This window comes from Microbacterium sp. 5K110, from assembly GCF_005774735.1.
In the GTDB taxonomy this organism is placed as follows: domain Bacteria; phylum Actinomycetota; class Actinomycetes; order Actinomycetales; family Microbacteriaceae; genus Microbacterium.
This window is the reverse complement of record NZ_VBUM01000016.1, coordinates 25,970-47,609: the sequence shown is the minus strand read 5'-3', so window position 1 is coordinate 47,609 and position 21,640 is coordinate 25,970. Positions and strand designations below refer to the sequence as shown.

General features: G+C 73.4%; 21 protein-coding genes. 8 read left to right on the top strand and 13 right to left on the bottom strand.

Annotated features, from left to right (window positions below):
• On the top strand, positions 1-1,643 hold a 1,643-nt coding region (locus tag FE256_RS06165; protein WP_212743485.1), incomplete at its 5' end, for a helicase HerA-like domain-containing protein.
• A gap of 6 nt (positions 1,644-1,649) precedes the next feature.
• Here FE256_RS06165 and FE256_RS06160 read toward each other — a convergent pair.
• From FE256_RS06160 to FE256_RS06140, 5 genes are all read right to left on the bottom strand, one after another.
• Positions 1,650-3,131, bottom strand: a complete 1,482-nt coding sequence (locus FE256_RS06160) for an MFS transporter (RefSeq protein ID WP_138173819.1) — start codon at positions 3,129-3,131, stop codon at positions 1,650-1,652.
• An 81-nt stretch (positions 3,132-3,212) separates the two neighbouring features.
• Complete coding sequence (locus FE256_RS06155) at positions 3,213-4,775, bottom strand: carboxylesterase/lipase family protein (RefSeq protein ID WP_138173817.1); 1,563 nt, start codon at positions 4,773-4,775, stop codon at positions 3,213-3,215.
• Positions 4,776-4,783: 8 nt separating this feature from the next.
• A complete protein-coding gene (locus FE256_RS06150; RefSeq protein WP_138173815.1) occupies positions 4,784-5,464 on the bottom strand; it encodes a GAP family protein in 681 nt (226 codons plus the stop codon).
• Positions 5,465-5,475: 11 nt separating this feature from the next.
• A complete protein-coding gene (locus FE256_RS06145) occupies positions 5,476-7,158 on the bottom strand; it encodes a hypothetical protein (protein ID WP_138173813.1) in 1,683 nt (560 codons plus the stop codon).
• Complete coding sequence (locus tag FE256_RS06140; protein ID WP_138173811.1) at positions 7,155-7,793, bottom strand: LuxR family transcriptional regulator; 639 nt, start codon at positions 7,791-7,793, stop codon at positions 7,155-7,157. The genes FE256_RS06145 and FE256_RS06140 overlap by 4 nt, the downstream gene beginning before the upstream one ends.
• A 62-nt stretch (positions 7,794-7,855) precedes the next feature.
• Between FE256_RS06140 and FE256_RS06135 the strand changes: the two genes are divergently transcribed.
• Genes FE256_RS06135 through FE256_RS06125 form a run of 3 tightly spaced genes read left to right on the top strand, consistent with a single transcriptional unit; the run spans position 7,856 to position 10,395 of the window.
• On the top strand, positions 7,856-9,478 hold the full coding sequence (locus FE256_RS06135) for an SDR family oxidoreductase (protein ID WP_138173809.1): 1,623 nt from the start codon (positions 7,856-7,858) through the stop codon (positions 9,476-9,478).
• A gap of 9 nt (positions 9,479-9,487) precedes the next feature.
• Entirely contained in the window at positions 9,488-9,970 is a 483-nt protein-coding gene (locus FE256_RS06130) for a MogA/MoaB family molybdenum cofactor biosynthesis protein (protein ID WP_138173807.1), read from the top strand.
• The gene (locus FE256_RS06125; protein WP_138173805.1) at positions 9,967-10,395 is read left to right on the top strand and encodes a molybdenum cofactor biosynthesis protein MoaE; all 429 of its coding nucleotides are present in this window, start codon (positions 9,967-9,969) and stop codon (positions 10,393-10,395) included. The genes FE256_RS06130 and FE256_RS06125 overlap by 4 nt, the downstream gene beginning before the upstream one ends.
• 7 nt (positions 10,396-10,402) lie before the next feature.
• On the opposite strand, the gene FE256_RS06120 is transcribed toward FE256_RS06125, so the two are convergent.
• Genes FE256_RS06120 through moaA form a run of 5 tightly spaced genes read right to left on the bottom strand, consistent with a single transcriptional unit; the run spans position 10,403 to position 14,154 of the window.
• Positions 10,403-10,639, bottom strand: coding sequence for a MoaD/ThiS family protein (locus tag FE256_RS06120; protein WP_138173803.1), 237 nt, complete (start codon positions 10,637-10,639; stop codon positions 10,403-10,405).
• On the bottom strand, positions 10,636-11,115 hold the full coding sequence (gene moaC, locus FE256_RS06115) for a cyclic pyranopterin monophosphate synthase MoaC (protein ID WP_138173801.1): 480 nt from the start codon (positions 11,113-11,115) through the stop codon (positions 10,636-10,638). Before moaC ends, FE256_RS06120 begins: the two co-directional genes overlap by 4 nt.
• A complete protein-coding gene (locus FE256_RS06110; protein WP_138173800.1) occupies positions 11,112-12,335 on the bottom strand; it encodes a molybdopterin molybdotransferase MoeA in 1,224 nt (407 codons plus the stop codon). Before FE256_RS06110 ends, moaC begins: the two co-directional genes overlap by 4 nt.
• A complete protein-coding gene (locus FE256_RS06105; protein ID WP_138173798.1) occupies positions 12,332-13,102 on the bottom strand; it encodes a HesA/MoeB/ThiF family protein in 771 nt (256 codons plus the stop codon). The genes FE256_RS06110 and FE256_RS06105 overlap by 4 nt, the downstream gene beginning before the upstream one ends.
• Positions 13,099-14,154 carry a GTP 3',8-cyclase MoaA gene (moaA, locus tag FE256_RS06100; RefSeq protein WP_138173796.1) on the bottom strand — a complete coding sequence of 352 codons (1,056 nt, stop codon included), beginning with the start codon at positions 14,152-14,154 and terminating at the stop codon, positions 13,099-13,101. The genes FE256_RS06105 and moaA overlap by 4 nt, the downstream gene beginning before the upstream one ends.
• 59 nt (positions 14,155-14,213) lie before the next feature.
• Here moaA and FE256_RS06095 point away from each other — a divergent pair, with 59 nt between their 5' ends.
• The 4 genes from FE256_RS06095 (at position 14,214) to FE256_RS06080 (ending at position 17,294) form a co-directional block, all read left to right on the top strand.
• The gene (locus FE256_RS06095; protein ID WP_138173794.1) at positions 14,214-14,615 is read left to right on the top strand and encodes a TOBE domain-containing protein; all 402 of its coding nucleotides are present in this window, start codon (positions 14,214-14,216) and stop codon (positions 14,613-14,615) included.
• A gap of 71 nt (positions 14,616-14,686) precedes the next feature.
• Positions 14,687-15,448 carry a molybdate ABC transporter substrate-binding protein gene (gene modA, locus FE256_RS06090; RefSeq protein WP_138173792.1) on the top strand — a complete coding sequence of 254 codons (762 nt, stop codon included), beginning with the start codon at positions 14,687-14,689 and terminating at the stop codon, positions 15,446-15,448.
• Positions 15,445-16,233, top strand: coding sequence for a molybdate ABC transporter permease subunit (gene modB / locus FE256_RS06085; protein WP_138173790.1), 789 nt, complete (start codon positions 15,445-15,447; stop codon positions 16,231-16,233). The genes modA and modB overlap by 4 nt, the downstream gene beginning before the upstream one ends.
• Positions 16,230-17,294: an ATP-binding cassette domain-containing protein gene (locus tag FE256_RS06080; protein ID WP_138173788.1), complete on the top strand. Its 1,065-nt coding sequence runs from the start codon at positions 16,230-16,232 to the stop codon at positions 17,292-17,294. The genes modB and FE256_RS06080 overlap by 4 nt, the downstream gene beginning before the upstream one ends.
• A 7-nt stretch (positions 17,295-17,301) precedes the next feature.
• On the opposite strand, the gene cydC is transcribed toward FE256_RS06080, so the two are convergent.
• From cydC to cydB, 3 genes are read right to left on the bottom strand one after another with little or no spacing between them, the layout of a single operon-like run.
• Complete coding sequence (gene cydC, locus FE256_RS06075) at positions 17,302-18,990, bottom strand: thiol reductant ABC exporter subunit CydC (protein WP_289508576.1); 1,689 nt, start codon at positions 18,988-18,990, stop codon at positions 17,302-17,304.
• On the bottom strand, positions 18,987-20,612 hold the full coding sequence (cydD, locus tag FE256_RS06070) for a thiol reductant ABC exporter subunit CydD (protein ID WP_138173786.1): 1,626 nt from the start codon (positions 20,610-20,612) through the stop codon (positions 18,987-18,989). Before cydD ends, cydC begins: the two co-directional genes overlap by 4 nt.
• Positions 20,609-21,640, bottom strand: coding sequence for a cytochrome d ubiquinol oxidase subunit II (gene cydB / locus FE256_RS06065; RefSeq protein WP_138173784.1), 1,032 nt, complete (start codon positions 21,638-21,640; stop codon positions 20,609-20,611). The genes cydD and cydB overlap by 4 nt, the downstream gene beginning before the upstream one ends.

Genomic DNA, 21,640 nt, shown 5'->3' with positions numbered 1-21,640 from the left:
CTCCCGCGCCCACCGCCCCGCTCTCGGACGCCCAGGTCGCGGCGATCGCCGCGGGCTACGCCGGTGCGGGCGCGGCACTCGACCTGGGCGTCCTCGTCAACGGCGGGCCCGTGGCATCCGTCCCCGTCCGCATTCCTCTCGCGATGACCAACCGACACGGGCTCGTCGCCGGTGCGACGGGCACCGGGAAGACCCGCACGCTGCAGCTGCTCGCCGAGCAGTTGTCGGCCCACGGGGTGGCGGTGTTCGCGGCCGACATCAAGGGCGACCTCTCGGGTATCGCCGCGCCCGGCGTCTCGAACGAGAAGCTGCTCGCGCGCACGAGCGCGCTCGGGCAGGACTGGACGCCGCGCGCGTACCCCACGGAGTTCTACGCCCTCGGCGACGACGCCGGGTCGGGCATCCCGGTGCGGGCCACGGTGTCGGGATTCGGGCCGCTGCTCCTCAGTCGCGTTCTGGGGCTGAACGCGACGCAGGAGTCGAGCCTGGGCCTGGTGTTCCACTACGCCGACGAGAAGGGCCTCGCGCTCGTCGACCTCTCCGACTTGCGTGCCGTGCTGACGTTCCTGACCAGCGACGAGTGCAAGAGCGAGCTCAAGGAGCTCGGGGGCCTCTCCGGCGCGACCGCCGGTGTCATCCTGCGCGAACTCGTCGCTTTCTCGGCCGCCGGCGCCGACACGTTCTTCGGCGAGCCCGAACTCGATGTGACCGTGTTCCTGCGTACGACCGCCGACGGCGAGGGCGTCGTGAGCCTCCTCGAGGTGCCGAACGTCGCCTCGCGGCCCGAGCTGTACTCGACATTCCTGATGTACCTGCTGGCCGAGCTGTACGAGGCGCTCCCCGAGGTCGGCGACCTCGACAAGCCCAAGCTGGTGTTCTTCTTCGACGAGGCGCACCTGCTCTTCCGCGACGCCTCGAAGGCGTTCCTCGCCGCGATCACGCAGACGGTGCGTCTCATCCGCTCGAAGGGCGTCGGCGTCTTCTTCGTCACACAGACGCCGAAGGACGTCCCCGCCGACGTGCTCGCACAGCTCGGCTCGCGCGTCCAGCACGCCCTCCGTGCGTTCACCCCCGACGACGCGAAGGCGCTGCGCGCGTCGGTGCGCACCTACCCCGCCTCGGGCTACGACCTCGAGCGCGTGCTGCAGGAGCTCGGCACGGGAGAGGCGATCGTCACCGTCATGAGCGAGAAGGGCGCGCCGACGCCGGTCGCCTGGACGCGGCTGTTCGCCCCGCGGGCGTCGATGTCGCCGATCCCCGCCGCCGACCTCGGCGCCGCGGTCGCGGCATCCCCGCTCTTCGCGCAGTACGGCACCCCGATCGATCGGGAGTCGGCGCGCGAGATCCTCGGCGCCCGCATGCAGGCGGCGGCCGAGGCGCGCGACGCTGCCGAGCGGGCGAAGCAGGCCGCCGCCGACGAGGCCGAGTACGCGAAGCAGAAGGCCGCGATCGACAAGGCCCACGCCGAAGCGCAGAAGAAGGCCCAGCGCGAGTACGAGCGACTGCTCAAGAGCACGTCGGCCCCGGCACGGCGCACGACGGCCCCGGCGGCGCCGCTCGACGATCTGCTCGGTCGCGGTTCGACCAAGACGATCCTCAACGGCGTCATCCGGGGCCTGTTCGGCACCGGGCGCCGGAGCTGAGCGCGCTCAGCTCCGGCGGATCTCCAACGGCATCGTCGACGTGTCGATGAGGGGGTCCTCGTCCTGGCGTGCGACGACCGCCTCGGCCTCGGCGGGGGTCTCCACGGCGGGAACCGAGCCGAGCAGCGGTCGGCGTGCGGTCTCGCGCATCGACAGCAGGGCGACGAGCCCGAGGGCGGCGAAGAACATGATGTAGAACGCCGGCATGAGCGTGTTGCCGGTCCACTCGATGAGCGCCTGGCTGAACAGCGGGGTCGTCCCGCCGAAGAGCGACACCGCGATGTTGTACGCCACCGCCATCGCCCCGAAGCGAGAGGCGGTCGGGAAGAGCGCCGGCAGAGCGGATGCCGAGATCGCGACGTAGAACGCCACCGGCACCGCCGCGAGGAACAGGGCGATGATGACCGCCCACAGCTCGCCGATCTGCATGATGAGGAAGGCGGGGATCAGCAGCACCAGCGCGGAGGTCGCGGCGATCGCGTACACCGGCTTCCGACCGATCCGGTCGCTGAGCTTGCCGATGAAGGGGAGCGTCGCCGACATCACCAGCAGCACCGGCACGGTCGCCACGGCGGCGCCGAGGTTCGAGATGCCGACCTCGGTCTCGAGGTAGGTGGGCATGTAGCTGGTGAGGGCGTACCCGGCGGTGTTGGTCGCCGCGACCAGCGCGATGCCGATCAGCAGCGCGCGCCAGTGGTGACGGACGATACCGGCGAGGCCCTGACGCGCCATCGGGTCGTCGGAGCCGGCCTCCTGCGCGGCCTCGGCGGCATGGGTCTGCTCGAACGACGGGGTCTCGGGAATGCGGAGGCGGAAGTAGATCGCGACGATGCCCAGGGGGATGGCGAGGAGGAACGGGATACGCCACCCGTACTCGACCATCGCGTTCTCGCCCGAGACCGCGGTGGTGATCGCGGTCGTGATCGCCACGACCGAGGCCCCGGCGGCGAAGCCGACGTACGAGCCGACGTCGAGCCACGACGACCAGAAGCCGCGGCTGCGGTCCGGGGAGAATTCCGACACGTACGTCGTTGCTCCGGCGTACTCGCCACCGGTGGAGAAGCCCTGCACCATCTTCAGCAGGTACAGGGGCACGATCGCCCACAGCCCGATCGCCGCGGAGGTGGGCAGCATGCCGATGAGGGCCGTGGCGGCGGCCATCATGGCCATCGTGAGGAACAGCACCTTCTGACGCCCGATGCGGTCGCCGAGGGGGCCGAGGACGAAACCGCCGAAGGGGCGGACGAGGAACGAGATCGCGAACCCCAGGAGGGTCACGAGCAGACCCCAGGGCTCGGGCAGGTCGGAGGTGAAGACGACGGCGAGCGTGACGGCCAGGTAGCCGTAGATGCCGAAGTCGAACCACTCCATGAAGTTGCCGACGACGGTGCCTCCGATGGCCGTGCGTACGCGTTTCTTGTCCACGACGATGACGTCGTCGACCTCGAGTCGAGGGCTTTCGGGGGCCACGGGGGGATGTTGGCTCATTCCTCTACCCCTACCGCGATCGTCCGGAGTTTTCCAGTCGACCGGGGTGCGCGGCGGCGGTGTGGTATTCCCGTCGCGAGGTCAGGAGAAGGCCAGGGTGCCGTCTCCCCACGCCCGCCGGAGTTCGCCGTCGAGGTCGTCCACGACGAGGTCGTGCCGGTCGATCACGAGCGTGGTCCGGGCGTGGTCTCCGTCGACGGAGAAGGGCGGCCAGTCGGGCGCGTCGGGCGCGTCGGGGGCGTCGCCGTGGGCGAACGCGGTCCAGCGGCGCTGCATCCGCGCGGAGATGAGTTCGGCGACACGGCGGCCGCCCAGGCGGAACGTGAGGTCCTTCGGTCCGCTCACCAGGTTGCCCCACAGATAGGGGAGTTCCGTCGCGTGCGTCGCGCCGAGGCCGATGAGCCGCAGGAACGGCGAGGCGTGGTCGAAACGGTACAACCAGACCGGGGCCGCCGCCGCGTGCCCCTCCGCGACCCAGAGGGTGGGCAGGCGGAAGCCGATGTCGCGGGCCACGCCCAGCCCCACCGCACGGTGACGCACGTGCTCGTACGCGGTGAGCACTTGTTCACGGCTGGGGAGTTCGACGCCCGGGTTCTCCGACGCCATGTCGGCGAACATCGTGTCGATGCGATCACCCGTGATCGGGATGAGCGGCGACTTCATGTACGAGAACAGCGACGCCTCGTCCTTGTTGGTGCCGATGAGGAGCGGGACCGGGATGCCGCGGCCCTCGCGCAGCACCGTGACCGGCGCCTCGGGCAGGAGCGTCCCATCGATCACGGGGGCGAAGGCGAGCGTCCCCGGATCGGTGGTGGGGATCTCGGCATAGACGGTCTTGCCGGCCGCGACGATCTTCTCCGCCGGGGCCGAACGCAGCAGGTCGGCGGCCCCCGGGTCGGCGGGGTCGATGCCGAGCTCGCCGAGGAAGCGCTCCGCGACGTGCCGCGCGCGCTCCGGTCCGTAGACGCTGGACGCGGGGGAGGATTGCGCGATCGCGCGGTGGAACAGACCTTCCGCGGACGGGGTGGCCAGGAGCGTCGTGACCAGACCTCCGCCGGCGGACTCGCCGAACACCGTCACCCGGTCGGGGTCGCCGCCGAAGGCCGCGACGTTGCGCTGCACCCACCGCAGCGCCAGCAGCACGTCCTTGAGGGCGAGGTTGCCGTCGAAGCCGGCGCCGGGCAGGGCGCCGGAGAGGTCGACGAAGCCGAGTGCCCCGAGCCGGTAGTTGAGCGTCACCACGATCACGTCGCCGGAGGACACCATCGCGGTGGCGTCGTACAGCGGCTGGCTCGACGACCCGAAGGTGTAGGCCCCGCCGTGCAGCCACACCATCACCGGCCGCGGCGCCGCGGCCTCGGACTCGGGGGCCCAGACGTTGAGCGACAGGCAGTCCTCGTCCTGTACGGCGCCGTCCCCGAGCGGGATCGCAGGGTTCGCGGGCTGCGGGCAGACGGAACCGAAGACCGTGGCATCCGTCTCTCCGTCGGCGTCGGGGGCGGCCACCGGGTCGCGGAAGCGACGCTCACCGATGGCGGGAAGAGCGAAGCGGATGCCGCGCCACGAGCGCACACCGCGGTCGACCATGCCCACGAAGACACCGGCGGGGGCGGCGGCACGGCAAGAGGGGGAAGAAGTATCCATGAGGGTCCTCACGCGATCAGCTGGTGGATGAGATGGGCCGCCTCGTTGGCGGCGAGGACGGCGAAGAGCACCGTCATGATCACGGCGTTGTGCGCGATCATCTCGTTCTTCAGGCGGTCCAGAGCGCTGGTGATCCCCGGGATGCCGGTGGCTCCGAGCGCGGTCGGGACCAGGAGCGTGATCGTGCCGACCACGGCGACCCCGATGCACAGCAGCACCGCGAGGGCGATCGGCGCGTGGGCCGCCCCGATGAGGGCGCCGCCCTTGAGCTCGAGCGGGAGGTTCTTGCTGTTGGTCGCCGCCATCAGCAGCCCCAAGCCGGCGGCGCGGGCCGGGGTGATGGCATCCATCGCGGCGAGCCAGCTCGGCGGGGTCGCCGCGGTCCCGGGCTTCGGGCGGCTGCGCCAGCTGAGGATCGCCATGACGCTGAAGCCGACGGTGAGCAGCCCGCCGAGGACCATCACCACGATGCGGCCGCCCTCGCCGTGCGAGGAGCCCGCCGATGCGCCCGCGGATGTCGCCGCGCCCACGGCGAGCACCGCGAGCGTCACCGCGAAGAAGGTCGCGGTGTAGATCGGCGCGGCCACCCGGCCGCGGGCGGAGAGCAGGATGGCCACGACGGCGACGATCGGCAGCGGCGAGATCGCCATGCCGACGGCGAGGGGCAGGAGTGCGGTGAGTTCGGACATCGGGGCCGACGCTACGCCGGGGACGGCGAGCCCTCGGCGGAATGTTCGGCTGACACGACATCCGTCTCCGCGATCGCGAACCGTGCCTCCAGGACAGCGGTGTCTCCCGCATCGCGGAGCCGCGCCCCGAGCGCGTGAGCCCGCGCTCCTCCGCGCAGGGCGGCCCCGCGCGGAGGGGCGCCGGGGGAGGTGACCCGTACGTCGAGCCGCGGCCCGCCCGCGGTGGCACGGAGCTCCACCGCGACCGCCGCCGCTCGTTCGCGCGCGTGCTTCGCGGCGTTGAGGAGGCCCTCCGCGACCACGTCGATCACGTCCCGCGCGAGAGCGGGATCGGTCTGCAGCGCGCCGCGCGCGGCGTCGGTGACGTGCGCGTCGACGGGCATCGCGCGAGCCCACGTGGCCAGCAGCGCATCGAGGGAGGCGGCCCCCGCACCGGTCGCCGGGGCATCGAGGGCTCGCCGGACGCCGTCGGCGACAGCGGCCAGCTCCGCGCGGAAGGCCGCGAACTCGTCGGGACCCGGATCGGGATGCCGCAGGACGAACTGCACCGCCGCGCCCTGTCCGTCGCGATGCAACCGCTCCGCCGCTTCGTGCAGGCCCGCCCGCACGGCACGGGTACCCAGGTCGTCGGCGCGGACGCGCTCGGCGATGGCGCCGGACAGCCGCCGGCGTTCGATCGCGAGAGTGCGTGCCCCGCCGCGCCAGCGCGCGAGGGCCGCCGCCAACGCCGGGTAGGCCAGGGCCGGGACCGCCGACGCGGGGAACGGCACTCCCTGCGCCGCCCCGATCGCCGCGAGGACGACGCCCACCGCGACCACCGAGACGGCGAAGATCGCCCCGCCGGCGACGCGGGCGCGGCGCAGGCGCGGCAGCCGGGGAACGGTATCGACGAGCAGCCCCAGCACGACCGTGGCGGAGAGGCCGAGCGCGAGATCGATCGGCGCGATCGTGCGGACGGCGTAGGGGAGGACGGCGACGCCGTAGACGGCGGCCGTCAGACCGAGGGGCGGCAGCCGGAAGCCGCCGCGCGGGGGACGGGCGCGCGCGGCGGGCGCGGTCGGCTGCGACGGCAGCCCGTCGGCGAGAGAGCCGAGGGCGTGCGCGTGGGTGCGCAGCTGCGTCGCCAGTGCGCGCACGTCGTCCGTCGTCACGGGCTGGGCCGCTCCGATCGCGGCGGCGGCGGCCGACACCGCGCGGCGGGCCTCGACGCGGAAGTCCGCCACGCGATCGGCGCTGCTCCGCAGCTGAGCGAGAACGGCGCGCAGGAGGGCGTCGGTCTCGCGGGTGGCGCGCGCGGCTCCGACCAGGACGGCCGTGCCGATCAGGGCGATCGTCCACACCGCGAGGTTCGTCGCCGCCCGCAGCGGCAGGGCGTCGGGAGTCGGGGCCGGCAGCCCCAGCGCGAGAGACAGGGCGTCTTGGCCGACGGGGCGGAGGATCGCGGTGACGACGAGGGCCGTCGCGACGATCGCCGCTCGCGCGACCGGGGCCGACACCCGGCGCTCGATCACGGCGACGAGTCCCCACGCCGCGGCGAACATCGCCGCCGTCATCAGCGACACCGTCGCGCGTTCGACCGGGGTGAGTGCGGCGGGCAACGGCGCCAGCACGATCAGCGACACCGCGATGACGGTGACGAACGTCCAGCGCGTGACGAACCGGCCGCCGGCGAGGGCGGCGGCGATCGTCTTCACGGCGCGGAGCCGAATTCGGCCAGGTACAGCGCGCTCGCGCGCACCCGGGGATTCGTCGCCGGGTCGGACCCCAGCGCCAACCTCTCGAAGATGCGGCTCACGGCACGCTCGACGGCGCGCGTGGTGGTCCCGCGCTCACGGGCGATCTGCGCGTTCGACCATCCGCGCGCAACGAGCGCGAGCACGTCGATCTGCCGCCGCGTGAGCCCCGCGAGAGGAGACGGCCGGGGAGACGTCGGCGCCGGCGGGATCGCCTCGGCGAGGGCCGCCTCGATGGCCTCCACGACGACGTCGGCGCTGGTCACGTCGAGTTTGGAGACGAACACCGCTCCCTCGGGGCCGACACGGCCCGCCCCCGCCGCGGCCCGGGGGAAGCTGCTGAGGAACACCACGGCCAGGTGCGGCGCGAGCCCCGTGAGCATCGTCGCGAGTTCCACGCCGGAGGGACGCGTGCCCAGGTCGATGTCGGTGAGCAGGACGTCGGGGTCGGTCGCGGCGAACGCGGTCGTGGCTTCGGCGGCGTCGGCGGCACCGGTGGGCTCGAACCCACGATGGGCGAGCATGTCGCACAAGAGCGCGCGCATCGCCGGTTGATCCTCCACGACGAGCACGCGTCGCACCCACGCGGTCTCCACGGCCCTCACCCTAGCGTCGTCAAGCCCCCGTCGATGTCGGGGGCCGGGCGTACCGTGTCGGCATGAGCGAGCTGTCCGCCCCCACCGGCCGTGAACCCGCGCTCGTCGCGCAGCCTCGCGCCGACGGGTCACCGCCGCGGGCCCTCGTCCTCGGGGCGACCGGGTATCTCGGCGGTCGGCTCGTACCGCGCCTTCTGTCGGCCGGGTACCGGGTGCGCGTGCTCGCGCGCGATCCGCGCCGGGTCGAGGCCTTCCCGTGGGGAGACGAGGTCGAGACGGTCAAGGGCGATGCGACCGACCGGGCGGCGGTGACCCGCGCGGCCGAGGGCGTCGACGTGCTGTATTACCTCATCCACTCCATGGGCGGAGGGCGCGACTTCGAAGACACCGATCGACGGGCCGCCCGCACGGTCGCCACGGCGGCCGCGGCGGCGGGGGCCGCGCGCATCGTCTACCTCGGCGGACTCCACCCCGACGACGCGCCCCTCTCGGCCCACTTGCGCTCGCGCGTCGAGGTCGGCGACATCCTCCTCGCCAGCGGCGTGCCCACGCTCGTCCTGCAGGCCGGCGTCGTCATCGGCTCGGGATCGGCGTCGTTCGAGATGGTGCGCCATCTGACCGACGTGCTGCCCTACATGCCCGCGCCGAAGTGGGTGCGCAACCACATCCAGCCGATCGCGGTGCGTGACGTGCTGCACTACCTGCTCGGGGCGGCGCGCGTCGCGCCCGACGTCAATCGTGCCGTCGACATCGGCGGCCCCGACGTGCTGCGCTACGGGCAGATGATGAACGGCTACGCGATCGAGGCGGGTCTGCACCAGCGTGCGATCGCGTCGCTGCCGGTGCTGACGCCGCGCCTGGCCTCGCACTGGGTCAATCTCGTCACCCCGATCCCGAAGTCGATCGCGCGTCCGCTGGTCGAGTCGCTGCAGAACGACTGCGTCGTGAAGGACCGCGCGGTCGACGACCTGATCCCGCGCCCCGAGGGCGGGTTGATGCCCTACCGCGAAGCCGTCCAGCGCGCGCTCGGGCGCCTGAACGACGACGCGATCGAGACGAGTTGGCAGGATGCCGAGGTCTCCGGTGCCCCGAGCGACCCGCTGCCGAGCGACCCCGAGTGGGCCGGTCGCCTCGTCTACACCGACGAGCGGACGATGCGCACGAGCGCCAGCCCCGAGCAGTTGTGGTCGGTCATCGAGGGCATCGGCGGCGAGAACGGCTGGTACTCCTCGCCGCTGCTGTGGGCCATCCGCGGGTGGATGGATCGCCTGGTCGGCGGCGTGGGCCTGGCCCGCGGGCGCCGGAGTCGCTCGATCGTGACGGTCGGCGACGCCCTGGACTTCTGGCGCGTCGAGGCGATCGAGCCCGGGCACCTCCTGCGTCTGCGCGCCGAGATGAAGGTGCCCGGCGGGGCGTGGCTCGAATTGCGTGCGAGCCCCGACGGCGGCGGCGCGCGCTTCGATCAGCGGGCACTGTTCTTTCCGACCGGCCTCGCCGGGCGGCTCTACTGGCTCTCGGTCCTGCCTTTCCACGGCTTGATCTTCAGCGGGATGGCCCGGCGCATCACGGCGGCCGCCGAGTCGGTCCAGCGCGACGATCTGGCGCCGAAGGCGAAGGCGGGACGCATCGCGCCCGAGATCCCCGAGGTCGAGACGATCGCCTCGGGCTCCGACGCGCACGCCTAGGCTGAAGAGGTGCCGCACACCGCTCGCGTGATCACCGTCTCCGACCGCTCCGCCGCGGGGCTTCGCGAGGACCGCGGGGGCCCCTTGACCGTCTCGCTGTTGCGCGACGCGGGGTTCGATTGCGCCGACGCGGTCGTCGTCCCCGACGGCGCCGACAACGTGGAGGCCGCGCTGCGTGCGGCGATCGCCATGGGAGCGGGCCTGGTCGTCACGACCGGCGGGACCGGCATCGCCCCCACCGACCGCACCCCCGAGGGCACGGCTCGAGTCCTCGACCGCGAGCTTCCGGGCATCGCCGAGGAGCTCCGCCGCCGAGGACTGACCGACACCCCGCTGTCGGTGATCTCGCGCGGGCTCGCGGGGATCGTCGACCCGGGCACGCTCGTGGTGAACCTCCCGGGCTCGACCCGGGCCGTGGCATCCGGGATCGCCGTCCTCGCCGAGCTCGCGCCGCACGTGCTCGACCAGCTCGCCGGAGGAGACCACTCATGAGCGCCGTCCGCATCGCCCGCCTGTCCGAGGTGCCGCTCGACCTCGACGCGCACCTCGACGCCGTCGAGGACTCCTCGTCGGGTGCCGTCACGACCTTCGTCGGCCGCGTGCGCGACACCGACCCGGACGCGACCGACGCCGTCGTCGCGCTCGAGTACAGCGCGCACCCCGACGCCGAACAGGCGCTGCACCGCCTCGCCGAGCAGGCCGCCGAGGGTACCGACGCGATCGTCGCCGTGAGCCACCGCGTCGGCCGGCTGAGCGTGGGGGAGGCCGCGGTGGTCATCGCCGTCGCCTCCGGCCACCGCGCGGCCGCCTTCGAGGTCTGCCGCACGGTCATCGAGACCATCAAGACCGACCTGCCGGTGTGGAAGCGACAGGTGGAGGCCGACGGCACGACGGCCTGGAAGGGCCTGGGCGGCTGAGCCCGGGTCAGCCGCCCGCGAAGGGCGGCAGCACGTCGACGTGGGTCGCGCCGGCCAGTGGAGCGTCGTCGTCTCGACGCTCGCCGTCGACGAGCACCGCGCAGCGATCCAGGATGCCGCCGAGCTCGGGGTGGTCGGCCACGATCGCCGCGCGCAGTGCGAGCAGGGTCGGCTCGTCGCGGTCCTCGGCATCCGTCCCCGCCGCGTCGGCGGCGGCGGCGAAGTAGCGCACCCGCACGCTCACGCGGGCTCTCCCGGGCGGTGCCAGTCGCCGGACTTGCCCCCGGTCTTCGCCACGATCCGCACGTTCTCGATGAACGTGCCCTTGTCCATGCCCTTCACCATGTCGACGATCGCGAGCGCGGCGACCGAGACGCTCGTGAGCGCCTCCATCTCGACACCCGTGCGGTCGGCGGTGCCGACGGTCGCCTCGATCTCGACGCCGTCGTCGACGATCGCGAGATCGACCGAGGCGCGGTGCACGCCGATGACGTGCGCGAGGGGAAGGAGCGCGGGCGTGGACTTCGCGGCCTGGATGCCGGAGATCCGCGCCACGGCCAGCACGTCGCCCTTCGGCGCGGTGCCGTCGCGCAGGGCGGCGACGACCTCGGGGGCGCAGCGGACGAAGCCGCGGGCGGTGGCGGTCCGGACGGTGGGCTGCTTGGCGGTGACGTCGACCATACGGGCGTGGCCCGCGGCATCCAGGTGGGTGAAGGTCATGGAATCAGCATGACATCGACGGGATCGCCGACGGCGACGGTCGACACCTCGGCGGGCACGATCGCGAAGGCCTCCGCACGCGCGAGCGAGGCGGCGAGGTGCGATCCGGATCCGCCGGCGGTGGCGGGACGCACGGTGCCGCCGACGAGGTCGATCACCGCGGGGAGGTACTGGCGACGACCGGGCGGCGTCGTCCAGGCCTCGGATGCCGTGAGTCGGGCGATCCGTCGGTCGGTCACCGTGCGGCCCTGCAACGCGAGGAGCGCCGGGCGCACGAACACCTCGAACGACACCGCGACGCTCACCGGGTTGCCGGGCAGTCCGAACACGAGTCGGCCGTCGTCGAGGACTCCGAACGCCTGCGGTTTGCCGGGCTGCATCGCCACCCGGGAGAACACGATGCGCGCCGACAGCGCCTGGCGGACGGGCTCGTACGCGCCCGCGCTCACTCCGCCGCTGAAGACCACGACGTCGGCGTCGGCCGCGTGCTCCAGCACGGCCTCGATCGCGCTCGCGTCGTCCCGGACGGATGCCAAGACCGTGACCTCGGCGTCGGCGTCGGCGACCAGGGAGGCGAGCAACGTCGTGTTCGAGTCGGGGGTCTGTCCGCGGCCCGGCACGGCGCCGGGGGCGACGAGTTCGCTCCCGGTCGACACGACCGCGACGCGGGGGCGTCGGCGGACCTCGAGTTCGGGGACGCCCGCGGCGGCGGCCGCCGAGAGAGCGAAGGGGCCGAGCCGCTCGCCCGCGGACAGCACGACGTCACCGGTGCGCACGTCTCCGCCGCGGCGACGGATGAACGCCCCCGCGGCGGACGGTGCGCGGTGCACCTCGACGGTGCCGAGGGAGTCGGCGAGGCCTCCGGCGGTGTCCTCGAACGGCACGATCGTGTCGGCGTCGGACGGCACCGGTGCGCCCGTCATGATGCGCACGGCCTCGCCGGGACCGAAGCTTGGGTTCTCGGCCGACCCCGCCGGCAGATCGCCGACGACCCGCAGCGACACCGGGTGCGCGGCATCCGCCCGCTCGACGTCGGCGAAGCGCACGGCGAACCCGTCCATCGACGAGTTGTCGTCGCCGGGGAGGTCGTGACGGGCGCCGACGTCGGCGGCGAGCGTCCGCCCCGCGGCGTCGGCCAGGCGCACCGTCTCGACGGGCAGCACGGTCACGGCGGCCCGCACACGGGCGCGGTGCTCTTCGACGGTGATCAGATCGGTCACGGGGTCCTCCGGGCGACGAGCGGGACGATGTCGTGGCGGGCGCGCAGGGCGTCGATGATCGCCATGCGCCCGAGGAGCGGATCGCCGGCGCCCGTGACGAGCTTGATCGCCTCGGTCGCGAGGAGCCCGCCCACCTGGACGCACAGCGAACCCAGGACCCCGACCTGCGCGCACGTGGGCGGCTCGCCGACGGAGTCCGCGGGGAACACGTCGGACAGGGCGACGGGGGAGTGCCCCGCGGGGGGCCGCGACCAGAACACCGTCACTTGCGCGGACCACTCCTGCACGGCGCCCCACACCAGCGGCATCCCGAGCTCGTCGGTGGCGGAGGCCACGGCGCTGCGGGTGTCGAACGTGTCGCTGCCGTCGATGACGACGTGCGCGCCGGCGAGGAGCTCCCGCGCGTTGTCGGGGGTCAGTCGGCGGTTCTCCTCACGGACGCGGGTGAGCGGGGAGAGATCGCGCACCGCGCGGGCGGCGGAGGTGGTCTTGGGGATGCCGATGTCGTCGACGCGGTGGAGGAGCTGCCGCTGCAGATTGGTGCGCTCGACGACATCGTCGTCGATCACGACGAGTTCGCCGATCCCGGCCGCGGCGAGGGCGAGCAGCACGGGGGAGCCGAGGCCGCCCGCGCCGACGACGGCGATGCGCGCGGCGGCGAGACGCCGCTGCCCCTCTTCGCCGATCCCGGAGAGGACGGCGTGCCGGGCGGTGCGGATGAGTTCTTCGGGGGCGAGCGAGGCCACCGGGTCGACGAGCGGCCTCATCCGCCGATCGCGCTCATCGTGCGCTCCGGCTGGATGAAATCGGCGCGCGCGAGGCCGACGCGGTCGGAGCCGTGCGCGCGGGGCTTGCGCCACATTGCCTCGCGCCAGATCTGCGCGAGGTCCTCGTCGCTCGCCCCGTCGCGGAGCGCGGTGAGCAGGTCGGTCTCTTCGTGCGAGAAGAGGCAGGAACGGATCCGCCCGTCGGCGGTGACGCGGGTGCGCGTGCAGGCCGCGCAGAACGGCTCGGTCACCGACGAGATGATGCCGACGTGCCCGGCGAGGGTGCTGTCGCCCGCACGCCGCACCTCCCAGCGTTCGGCAGGGGCGGCCCCGCGTCCGCGCGGGTCGGCGGCGAGGTCGAACGTCTGCTCGAGGGCGGCGCGGATCTCTCGCGCGGGCACGACCTGCGTTTCGGTCCACGCCCGGTCGCCGTCGAGGGGCATGTCCTCGATGAAGCGCATCTCGAAGCCGTTCGTCACGGCCCAGTCCACGAGCGGAACGATCTCGGTGTCGTTGATGCCGCGCAGCAGCACCGCATTGATCTTGATGGGGCCGAGGCCCGCCGCGCGGGCCGCCTGGAGTCCCGCGAGCACCTTGTCGAGGTGGGGGCGGCGGGTGAGCTCGGCGAAGGTCTCGGGGTGCAGGGTGTCGAGCGAGACGTTGAGACGGGTGAGCCCCGCGTCCTTCAGGGCCTGCGCCCGGCGGTCCAGCCCCACGGCGTTCGTGGTCATCGAGATCGGCAGGTCGGGGTTGTCGGCACGGATGCGGGCGATGACGTCTTCGAGATCCTTGCGCACGAGAGGTTCGCCGCCCGTGAGCCGCAACTCCTCGGCGCCGAGCGAGCGCACGGCCACCCGGACGATCCGCGCGATCTCGTCGCCGGTCATGAGCTGCGTCTGCGGCATCCAGGGAAGCCCCTCGGCCGGCATGCAGTACGTGCAGCGCAGGTTGCACTTGTCGATCACCGACACGCGCAGATCGCGGGCGACGCGACCGAATCGGTCGAGCAGCCCGCCGTCGCGCGGTGCCCCGGTCTCGCGCACGCCATCCATGGATCGAGCCTAGGCGAGCCGGGGCCGTCGGGGGCCGCCGTGGGCGCTAGCGTCGGGGCATGACGACCACGTACCGGATCGCGACCGCCGCCGGTCTGCTCGGGGTCAGCGACGACACCGTGCGCCGGTGGATCGACCAGGGACTGCTGTCGACGACCGGGACGTCGCCCGTCGAGATCCCCGGCGAGGCGCTCGCCGCCCGCGCCGTCGCGCTCGCGGACGAGCCCGACGATCCCACCGGCGTCTCCTCGAGCGCTCGCAACCGCTTCGTCGGGATCGTCACGCGCGTGCGCATCGACGGCGTCATGGCGCAGGTCGACCTGCAGTGCGGGCCGCACCGGGTCGTCTCGCTCATGTCGGCCGAGGCCGCCGAGGAGCTCGCGCTCGTTCCCGGTGCCCTCGCCGTGGCATCCGTCAAGGCGACCGTCGTGACCGTGGAAACTCCGCGCGAGCGACACTGAAGGCGCCCGAGTATCCGCACATGCGGAATACTGGATGCCGCGGGCCCCGGGCTCTGCGGAAAGGACCCCTCATGCGTCGTCCCGCCGCCGTGCTCGCCCTCTTCGGCGCCGTCGTCGTCCTCGCCGCCGCGTGCGCCGCGCAGACCCCGGCCCCGGCGGCCTCCGCGGGTGCGCTCTCGGGCACCGTCGAGGTCTCGGCCGCCGCGTCGCTGCAGCGCTCCTTCAATGAGATCGCCCGCGCGTTCGAGGCCGAGCACCCCGGTGTCACCGTGCAGACGGTCTACGACGGGTCGAGCACCCTCGCGACGCAGATCGGCGAGGGGGCACCCGTGGACGTCTTCGCCTCCGCCGACGAGAAGAACATGGCCAAGGTCGCGGCACAGGCCCCCGATCCGCGCGTGTTCGCGGGGAACACCCTCGTCATCGCGGTGCCGACGGGCAACCCCGGCGGGGTCGCGACCCTCGCCGACCTCGCCCGCGTCACGACCGTGCTGTGCGCGCCCGAGGTCCCGTGCGGGGCGGCGTCGGCCACGCTCTTGGGGAATGCCGGAGTGGGCGTCACTCCCGCGAGCGTCGAACAGAACGTCACCGCCGTGCTGACGAAGGTCGCGGCGGGCGAAGCGGATGCCGGACTCGTCTACGCCACCGACGTCGTCGGCCGCGCGGACGTGGAGGCGGTCGTGCCGGCCGGGGCCGACGCGGTCGTCAACCGTTACCCGATCGCGGCACTGGCGGACGCCCCGAACCCGATCGCGGCGGAGGCCTACGTCGACTTCGTGCTGTCGGCGGGCGGGCAGGCGATCCTCGCCGACGCCGGATTCCGCGCGCCGTGAGCGGCACGGGTGCCGGCTACGTCCCGCGCTGGCTGATCGTGCCGGCGGCGGCCGGGCTGCTGTTCCTCCTCGTCCCGCTCACGGCGCTCGTCGCGCGCGTGCAGTGGGCCTCCCTCGTCGCCGACGTGACGTCACCGGCCGCGCTCGCCGCCCTCGGGCTGTCGCTGGGGACCGGGGCCGTGGCGACGGCGGTGTGCGCGGTCGTCGGCATCCCTCTCGCCCTCGTGATCGCCCGCAGCTCCCCCCGCGCCGCCGCGGTCCTTCGGGCCCTCGTCACGGTGCCGCTCGTGCTGCCGCCGATGGTCGGGGGAGTGGCGCTGCTCTACCTGTTCGGGCGCACCGGGTGGTTCGGTGGCCTCGGCCTGCCGTTCACGACCGCCGCCGTGGTGCTCGCGCAGGTGTTCGTCGCGCTGCCGTTCCTCGTGCTGGCCGTGGAGGGGGCGCTCCGCAGCACCGGCGTGGAGTTCGAGCGCGCGGCCGCGTCGCTCGGCGCCTCGCGGGCGACGATCCTGCGCCGCGTCACGCTGCCGCTCGCCGCCCCCGGGATCGTCGCGGGCGTCGTGCTGTGCTTCGCCCGTGCGATCGGGGAGTTCGGGGCCACCGCCCTGTTCGCCGGAAACCGCCCCGGGGTCACCCAGACGATGCCCCTCGCGATCTACACCGCCTTCAACGGGGCGGGGGTATCGCAGGGCACCGCCGTGGCGCTGGCTCTGCTGCTGCTGGTCACCGCGATCGCGGTGCTGCTCCTGGTGCGGGGCTGGCGCCCGACGGGGACTCCCGCATGACGGCCGTGCTGTCGGCGCGCGTCGTCGTGCGCCGGCGCGAGTTCGCGGTCGACCTCGCGCTCGACGTGGCGCCCGGCGAGACCGTCGCGGTGATGGGACGCAGCGGTGCCGGCAAGTCGACGCTCCTCGCGGCGCTCGCGGGACTCCAGCCCCTCGACGACGGCGAGATCTCGGTCGACGGTCGCGTGCTCGACCGCACCGCGCGGCCGCGCGTGCGTACCGCCCCGATGCATCGCGGCATCGTGCTCCTCGGTCAGGACGCGCGCCTGTTCCCCCACCTCCCCGTTCGCGAGAACGTCGCGTTCGGTCCGCGCGCCGCGGGGGTCGCGGCATCCGACGCCCGTGCCGATGCCGACGCGTGGCTCGCGCGCGTGGGGCTCCCCGGAACCGGCGGCCGGCGCCCCGCCGAGCTCTCGGGCGGCGAGCAGCAGCGCGTCGCGGTGGCGCGGGCCCTGGCCGCGGGGCCGCGGGTCGTGCTGCTCGACGAGCCGCTCGTCGCCCTCGACGCCGTGACCGCGTCGGAGATCCGCGCGATGCTGCGCGATGCGCTCGCGGGCGTCACGACGGTCGCGGTCACCCACGACGCCGTGGATGCCGCGGCCCTCGCCGACCGTCTCGTCATCGTCGAGCGTGGGCGCGTCACGCAGCAGGGCGCGGTGCGCGAGGTGTTGAGCGCTCCGGCGACCGACGTCGCGGCGCGCATCGCGGGTCTCGAACGGCTCGTCGGTCGCGCCGACGGCGGCGGGTTCGCGGCCGGGGGAGTGCGCCTCGAAGCGGCGGATGCCGGGTCGCGGACGGTCGCGGCGGTCGACGGCGCCCCGCTCGCCGCGGTCTACCGCGCATCCGACGTGCGGGTGGGGTCCGAGCCCGCAGACGCCCCCGGCATCGGCGCGTGGACGGCGACCGTCTCGTACCTCGAACCGACGCCGAGGGGCGTGCGCGTCGTCACCGACGCGGGGGTCGCGGAGCTCGACGTCACCGCGGCCGCGGGTCTCACTCCCGGCACCCGAGTGGAAGTGCGGCTAGCCCCCGCGCACGTACGGTTCGTCGCGGCATCCTGATCGCTCGTCAGCCGACCAGCACCCGCCCGTCCTCGAGCCGTACCACCCGGTCGACGAGCTCGGTGGGGACGTCGACGTGCGACACCAGCAGCACGGCGCGATCGCGGCCGACGGCGCCGAGCAGATCGCGGAGCAGGACGTCGGATGCCGCCGGGTCGACGCCCGCGGTGGGCTCGTCGAGCACGAGGACGGGGAAGTCGCGCAGCAGCGCGCGGGCCAGGGCGAGGCGCTGCGCCTGCCCGCCCGAGACGAGGGCACCCCGGTCGCCGACGCGGGCGTCGAGTCCGCCGCGCTCGGCGACCCAGGCGTCCAGGCCGACTCGCGCGAGCACGGCGCGCACGTCGTCGTCGGTGGCGTCGTCGCGCGCGAAGAGCAGGTTCTGGCGCACCGACTCGTCGAACAGGAACGGCGACTGCTCGACGAGGCCGATCGTGCGGCGCAGGTCGTCTCCGGACAGGGAGCGCGCCTCGATGCCGCCGACGGTGAAGGAGCCGCCGTAGTCGAGGAAGCGTGCCAGGACGTGCGCGAGCGTCGTCTTCCCCGCGCCGCTCGGGCCGGTCACGAGCACGCGTTCACCCGGACCCACCCGCAACGTCACGTCGGTGATGCGGCCGGTGTCCTCGAGTGCGGCGTCCGAGCGCGCGGGCCAGTGCGCGTCCACGTCGCGGAGCTCGATGCCCGAGCCCAGGGCCGGGGCGATGCCGGTCGGGGCCGGCTCGTCGCGGGGGAGGCCGTCGGGGATCTCCGCCGGGACGGCCTCGGCGATGCGCTCGGCCGCGGCGCGCACCTGCCGCCACGAGGCCAGCGCCAGGGGGACAGGGCCGAACACCTCGAAGACGGCCATCGGCAGCAGGACGACGACGGCGAGCCCCGGGCCCGACAGCGTCCCGCCCGTCACGGCCGGAGCGGCCACGACGAGCGCCAGGAGCGAGGCGAGCCCGGCGAGCACCGACACCGTGCCCGAGGTCAATCCCTGCGCGGTCCCGCGGCGCACGACCGCCCGGCGGAGCGCGGCGTCGGCGAGGCGCACGCGCTCGCGCGCGGCATCCACCGCCCCGTAGGCGGTGAGCACGTCGAGGTTCGTCAGCAGATCGTGCACGGCGTCGGCCACCGCCGCCCGGAGCGGCGCGATCGACCGTTCCGCGCGGGATCCCGCCGCCCAGCCGAGCCCGACCGACACCGCGAACGCGACGATCAGGCACCCGAGGAGGGCGAGCGCGGCCGGCCACGACACGAACGCCGTGAACCCGACCGCCGCCAGCGCGGTGACGGCCGCGACCGACAGGGGGAGCACGACGCGCAAAGGGAGGTTCTGCAGCTCTTCGACGTCGTCGACGAGGCCCGAGAGCAGCCCTCCGCGCCGGGCACGGGCCAGCCCGTCGGGCGCGAGGGGGACGAGCTCGCGCACGAGGTCGGCCCGCACCCCGGCGAGTCGGTCGAGCGCGGCGTCGTGCCCCGTGAGTCGCTCCAGGTAGCGGAACACCCCGCGCGACAGCGCGAAGGCCCGCACACCCACGACCGCGGCGGAGAGGTACATCACGAGCGGCTGCTCCGCGGCCCTCGCGATGAGCCACGCGCTCGCCGCGAGAAGCGCCACGGCGCTCCCGGCGGTGCCGAATCCCGAGAGCACGGCGGGGGCGAATCGACGACGCGAGGGCATCGCCGAGCCCAGGATGCCGCGGGCCCGGGCGTTCACGAGAGGACTCCGAGGTCCACGACGCGATCGGCGATGGCACGGGCCGAGACGCGGTGCGACACCAGCAGGACACCGGCGCCCGCGTCGGCCTCCGCCCGCACCGTGCGCCACACGTGCGCCTCGGTCTCGGCATCCAGGGCGCTCGAGGGCTCGTCGAGGACGAGCACGCGCGTGCCGGCGAGGCGCGAACGGTAGAGGGCTCGGGCGACCGCGACGCGCTGGGCCTGGCCACCGGAGAGACCCGAGCCACCGGCGCCGAGTGTCGTCGCGGGGTCGAGGTCGGACGCCCCCGCATCGGCGAGGGCCCGTGCGATGGTCGCGCTGTCGGCGTCGGAGCCCAGCGCGACGTTCTCGGCCACGGTTCCGGAGACCAGCCCGGGACGCTGGCCCGCCCACGCGACGGTGTCGCGCGCGTGGGCGACCCGGCGACCGTCCACGCGCACCTCGCCCTCGTGGTCGGCGTAGCCCAGGAGCGCCGCGACGAGACTCGACTTGCCGGCGCCGCTCGGACCGGTCAGCAGCACGACCTCGCCCGGACCGACCGACAGTGACACCCTCGGCATCGCGTGTGCGCCGCGGTCGACCCGCACCTCGCGCAGCTCGACGGTCGAGCCGCGGGGGGAGTCCGAGTCCTCGGTCGCGTCGGCGGTGCGCGCGGCATCCAGCGCGTCGAAGATCTCCTCGGTCGCGGCGACGCCCTCGGATGCCGCGTGGAACTGCACGCCCACTTGGCGCAGCGGCAAGTACGCCTCGGGCGCCAGCAGCAGCACGAAGAGCCCCACGAGCAGACTGAGGTCGCCCGCGAGCAGGCGGAACCCGATCGTGACGGCGATGATCGCGACCGAGATGGATGCCAGGAACTCCAGGGCGAAGCCCGAGAGGAACGACACGCGCAGCACCGTCATCGTCTCGCGCTTGTAGTCGCGGGTGGTCTGCTCGATCGTGTCGGCGGCGCGGTGCTCGCGACCGAACGCCTTGAGCGTGCCGAGTCCCTCGACGGTGTCGGCGAACCGGGCCGCGAGGCGCCCGAGCGTGCCGTACTGCTTCTTCTGCACCGTCCGGGTCGCGAGCCCGATGAGCACCATGAACAGCGGGATGAGCGGCAGCGTCAGCACGACGATGAGCCCGGAGAGGGGATCGGCGAGCGTGATCGCGCCGATGAGGATCGGCGTCGTGATCGCGGTCGCCACCAGCTGCGGGAGGTAGCGGCCGAAATACGCGTCGAGCGCCTCGAGGCCGTGGCCCGCCGTCACCGACAGCGAGGCGGCGTTGCGTCGCGCGAGCCAGCCCGGACCGAGGGCCGCCACGGCCCCGACGAGACGTTCGCGCAACTGCAGCGATGCGGCTGCGGCGCCGCGGGCCGAGACCCGCTCGGATGCCGCGACCAGCAGGCTGCGCACGATGACGAGCAGCACGGCGGCCGCGAGCAAGCCGGACAGATCGCCGAGGGGACGCTCGTCGATCGCGCCGACCAGGGCCGAGGTCAGCGTCCAGGCAAATCCGACGACGACCCCCGACTGGGCGAGAACGATCGCCGCGCTCACCGCGAAGAAGCCGCGGGAGGCAGAGGCGTATCGCACCAGTCGGGGGTCGACGGGGCGCACCCGGGTCGTGTCGGTCAATGCGCCACCAGCGCGGCCTTCTCGATGCGGGCGCGGGTGACGCGCTTGCGGAACACCCAGTAGGTCCAACTCTGATACGCCAGGACGATCGGCAGGAAGATGAGCGCCGCCCAACTCATGATCGTCAGCGTGTAGTCGGTGCTGGAGGCGTTCTCGATCGTCAGGCCCGAGCCGGCTTCGAGGGTCGAGGGCATGACGTTCGGGAACAGGGCGAAGAAGAGAGCCGCCACGGCGGTCACGATCGTGATCGCGCCGAGGGTGAAGGCCGTTCCCTCGCGATCGCGGAGGTTGGCCACCCAGGACCCGATGAGCGCGAGCGCCGCGATGCCCGAGAGGGCGACGACGCCGAGGAGCAGCGGAGCCTGATTGTTGGCGGCCTGGATGATCGTCCAGACCAGGAACACCGCGGCGGCGACGATCGTGAGCAGTCCCGAGGTCTTCGCGAGCGCCCGGGCATCGGTGCGCACCTGTCCGTCGGTCTTCAGCGCGACGAAGTAGACGCCGTGCGTGAAGAACAGCAGCAGGGTCACGACGCCACCGAGGAGGCCGTAGGGGTTCAGCAGCGTGAACAGGGTTCCGACGTACTCGTGGTTGGCATCCAGGGGCACACCCTGCACGATGTTCGCGAACGCCACACCCCACAGCAGGGCCGGGACGGCCGATCCGATCACGATCATCCGGTCGAATCCGCGCTTCCACTTCAGCGAGTCCCGCTGGTGCCGGTACTCGAACGACACACCGCGGGCGATGAGCGCGAGGAGGATCAGCAGGAGCGGCAGGTAGAAGCCGCTGAAGAGGGTGGCGTACCACTCCGGGAACGAGGCGAACAGCGCCGCACCGGCGACGATCACCCAGGTCTCGTTGAGGTCCCACACGGGGCCGATGGTGTTGATGATCTGCCGGCGGGCGATGTCGTCCTTGCCGAGGAACGGCAACGACATTCCGACGCCGAAGTCGAATCCGTCGAGGACGAAGTAGCCGATGAAGAGGAATCCGACGATCCAGAACCAGAGGTATGCGAGGTCCAT

Excerpts from the sequence above, each read along its gene's own strand:
- FE256_RS06160 (WP_138173819.1), bottom strand. The coding sequence starts at position 3,131 with ATGAGCCAACATCCCCCCGTGGCCCCCGAAAGCCCTCGACTCGAGGTC.
- FE256_RS06155 (WP_138173817.1), bottom strand. The coding sequence starts at position 4,775 with ATGGATACTTCTTCCCCCTCTTGCCGTGCCGCCGCCCCCGCCGGTGTC.
- FE256_RS06150 (WP_138173815.1), bottom strand. The coding sequence starts at position 5,464 with ATGTCCGAACTCACCGCACTCCTGCCCCTCGCCGTCGGCATGGCGATC.
- FE256_RS06135 (WP_138173809.1), top strand. The coding sequence starts at position 7,856 with ATGAGCGAGCTGTCCGCCCCCACCGGCCGTGAACCCGCGCTCGTCGCG.
- FE256_RS06125 (WP_138173805.1), top strand. The coding sequence starts at position 9,967 with ATGAGCGCCGTCCGCATCGCCCGCCTGTCCGAGGTGCCGCTCGACCTC.
- moaC (WP_138173801.1), bottom strand. The coding sequence starts at position 11,115 with ATGACCTTCACCCACCTGGATGCCGCGGGCCACGCCCGTATGGTCGAC.
- FE256_RS06105 (WP_138173798.1), bottom strand. The coding sequence starts at position 13,102 with ATGAGGCCGCTCGTCGACCCGGTGGCCTCGCTCGCCCCCGAAGAACTC.
- moaA (WP_138173796.1), bottom strand. The coding sequence starts at position 14,154 with ATGGATGGCGTGCGCGAGACCGGGGCACCGCGCGACGGCGGGCTGCTC.
- FE256_RS06095 (WP_138173794.1), top strand. The coding sequence starts at position 14,214 with ATGACGACCACGTACCGGATCGCGACCGCCGCCGGTCTGCTCGGGGTC.
- modA (WP_138173792.1), top strand. The coding sequence starts at position 14,687 with ATGCGTCGTCCCGCCGCCGTGCTCGCCCTCTTCGGCGCCGTCGTCGTC.
- FE256_RS06080 (WP_138173788.1), top strand. The coding sequence starts at position 16,230 with ATGACGGCCGTGCTGTCGGCGCGCGTCGTCGTGCGCCGGCGCGAGTTC.
- cydB (WP_138173784.1), bottom strand. The coding sequence starts at position 21,640 with ATGGACCTCGCATACCTCTGGTTCTGGATCGTCGGATTCCTCTTCATC.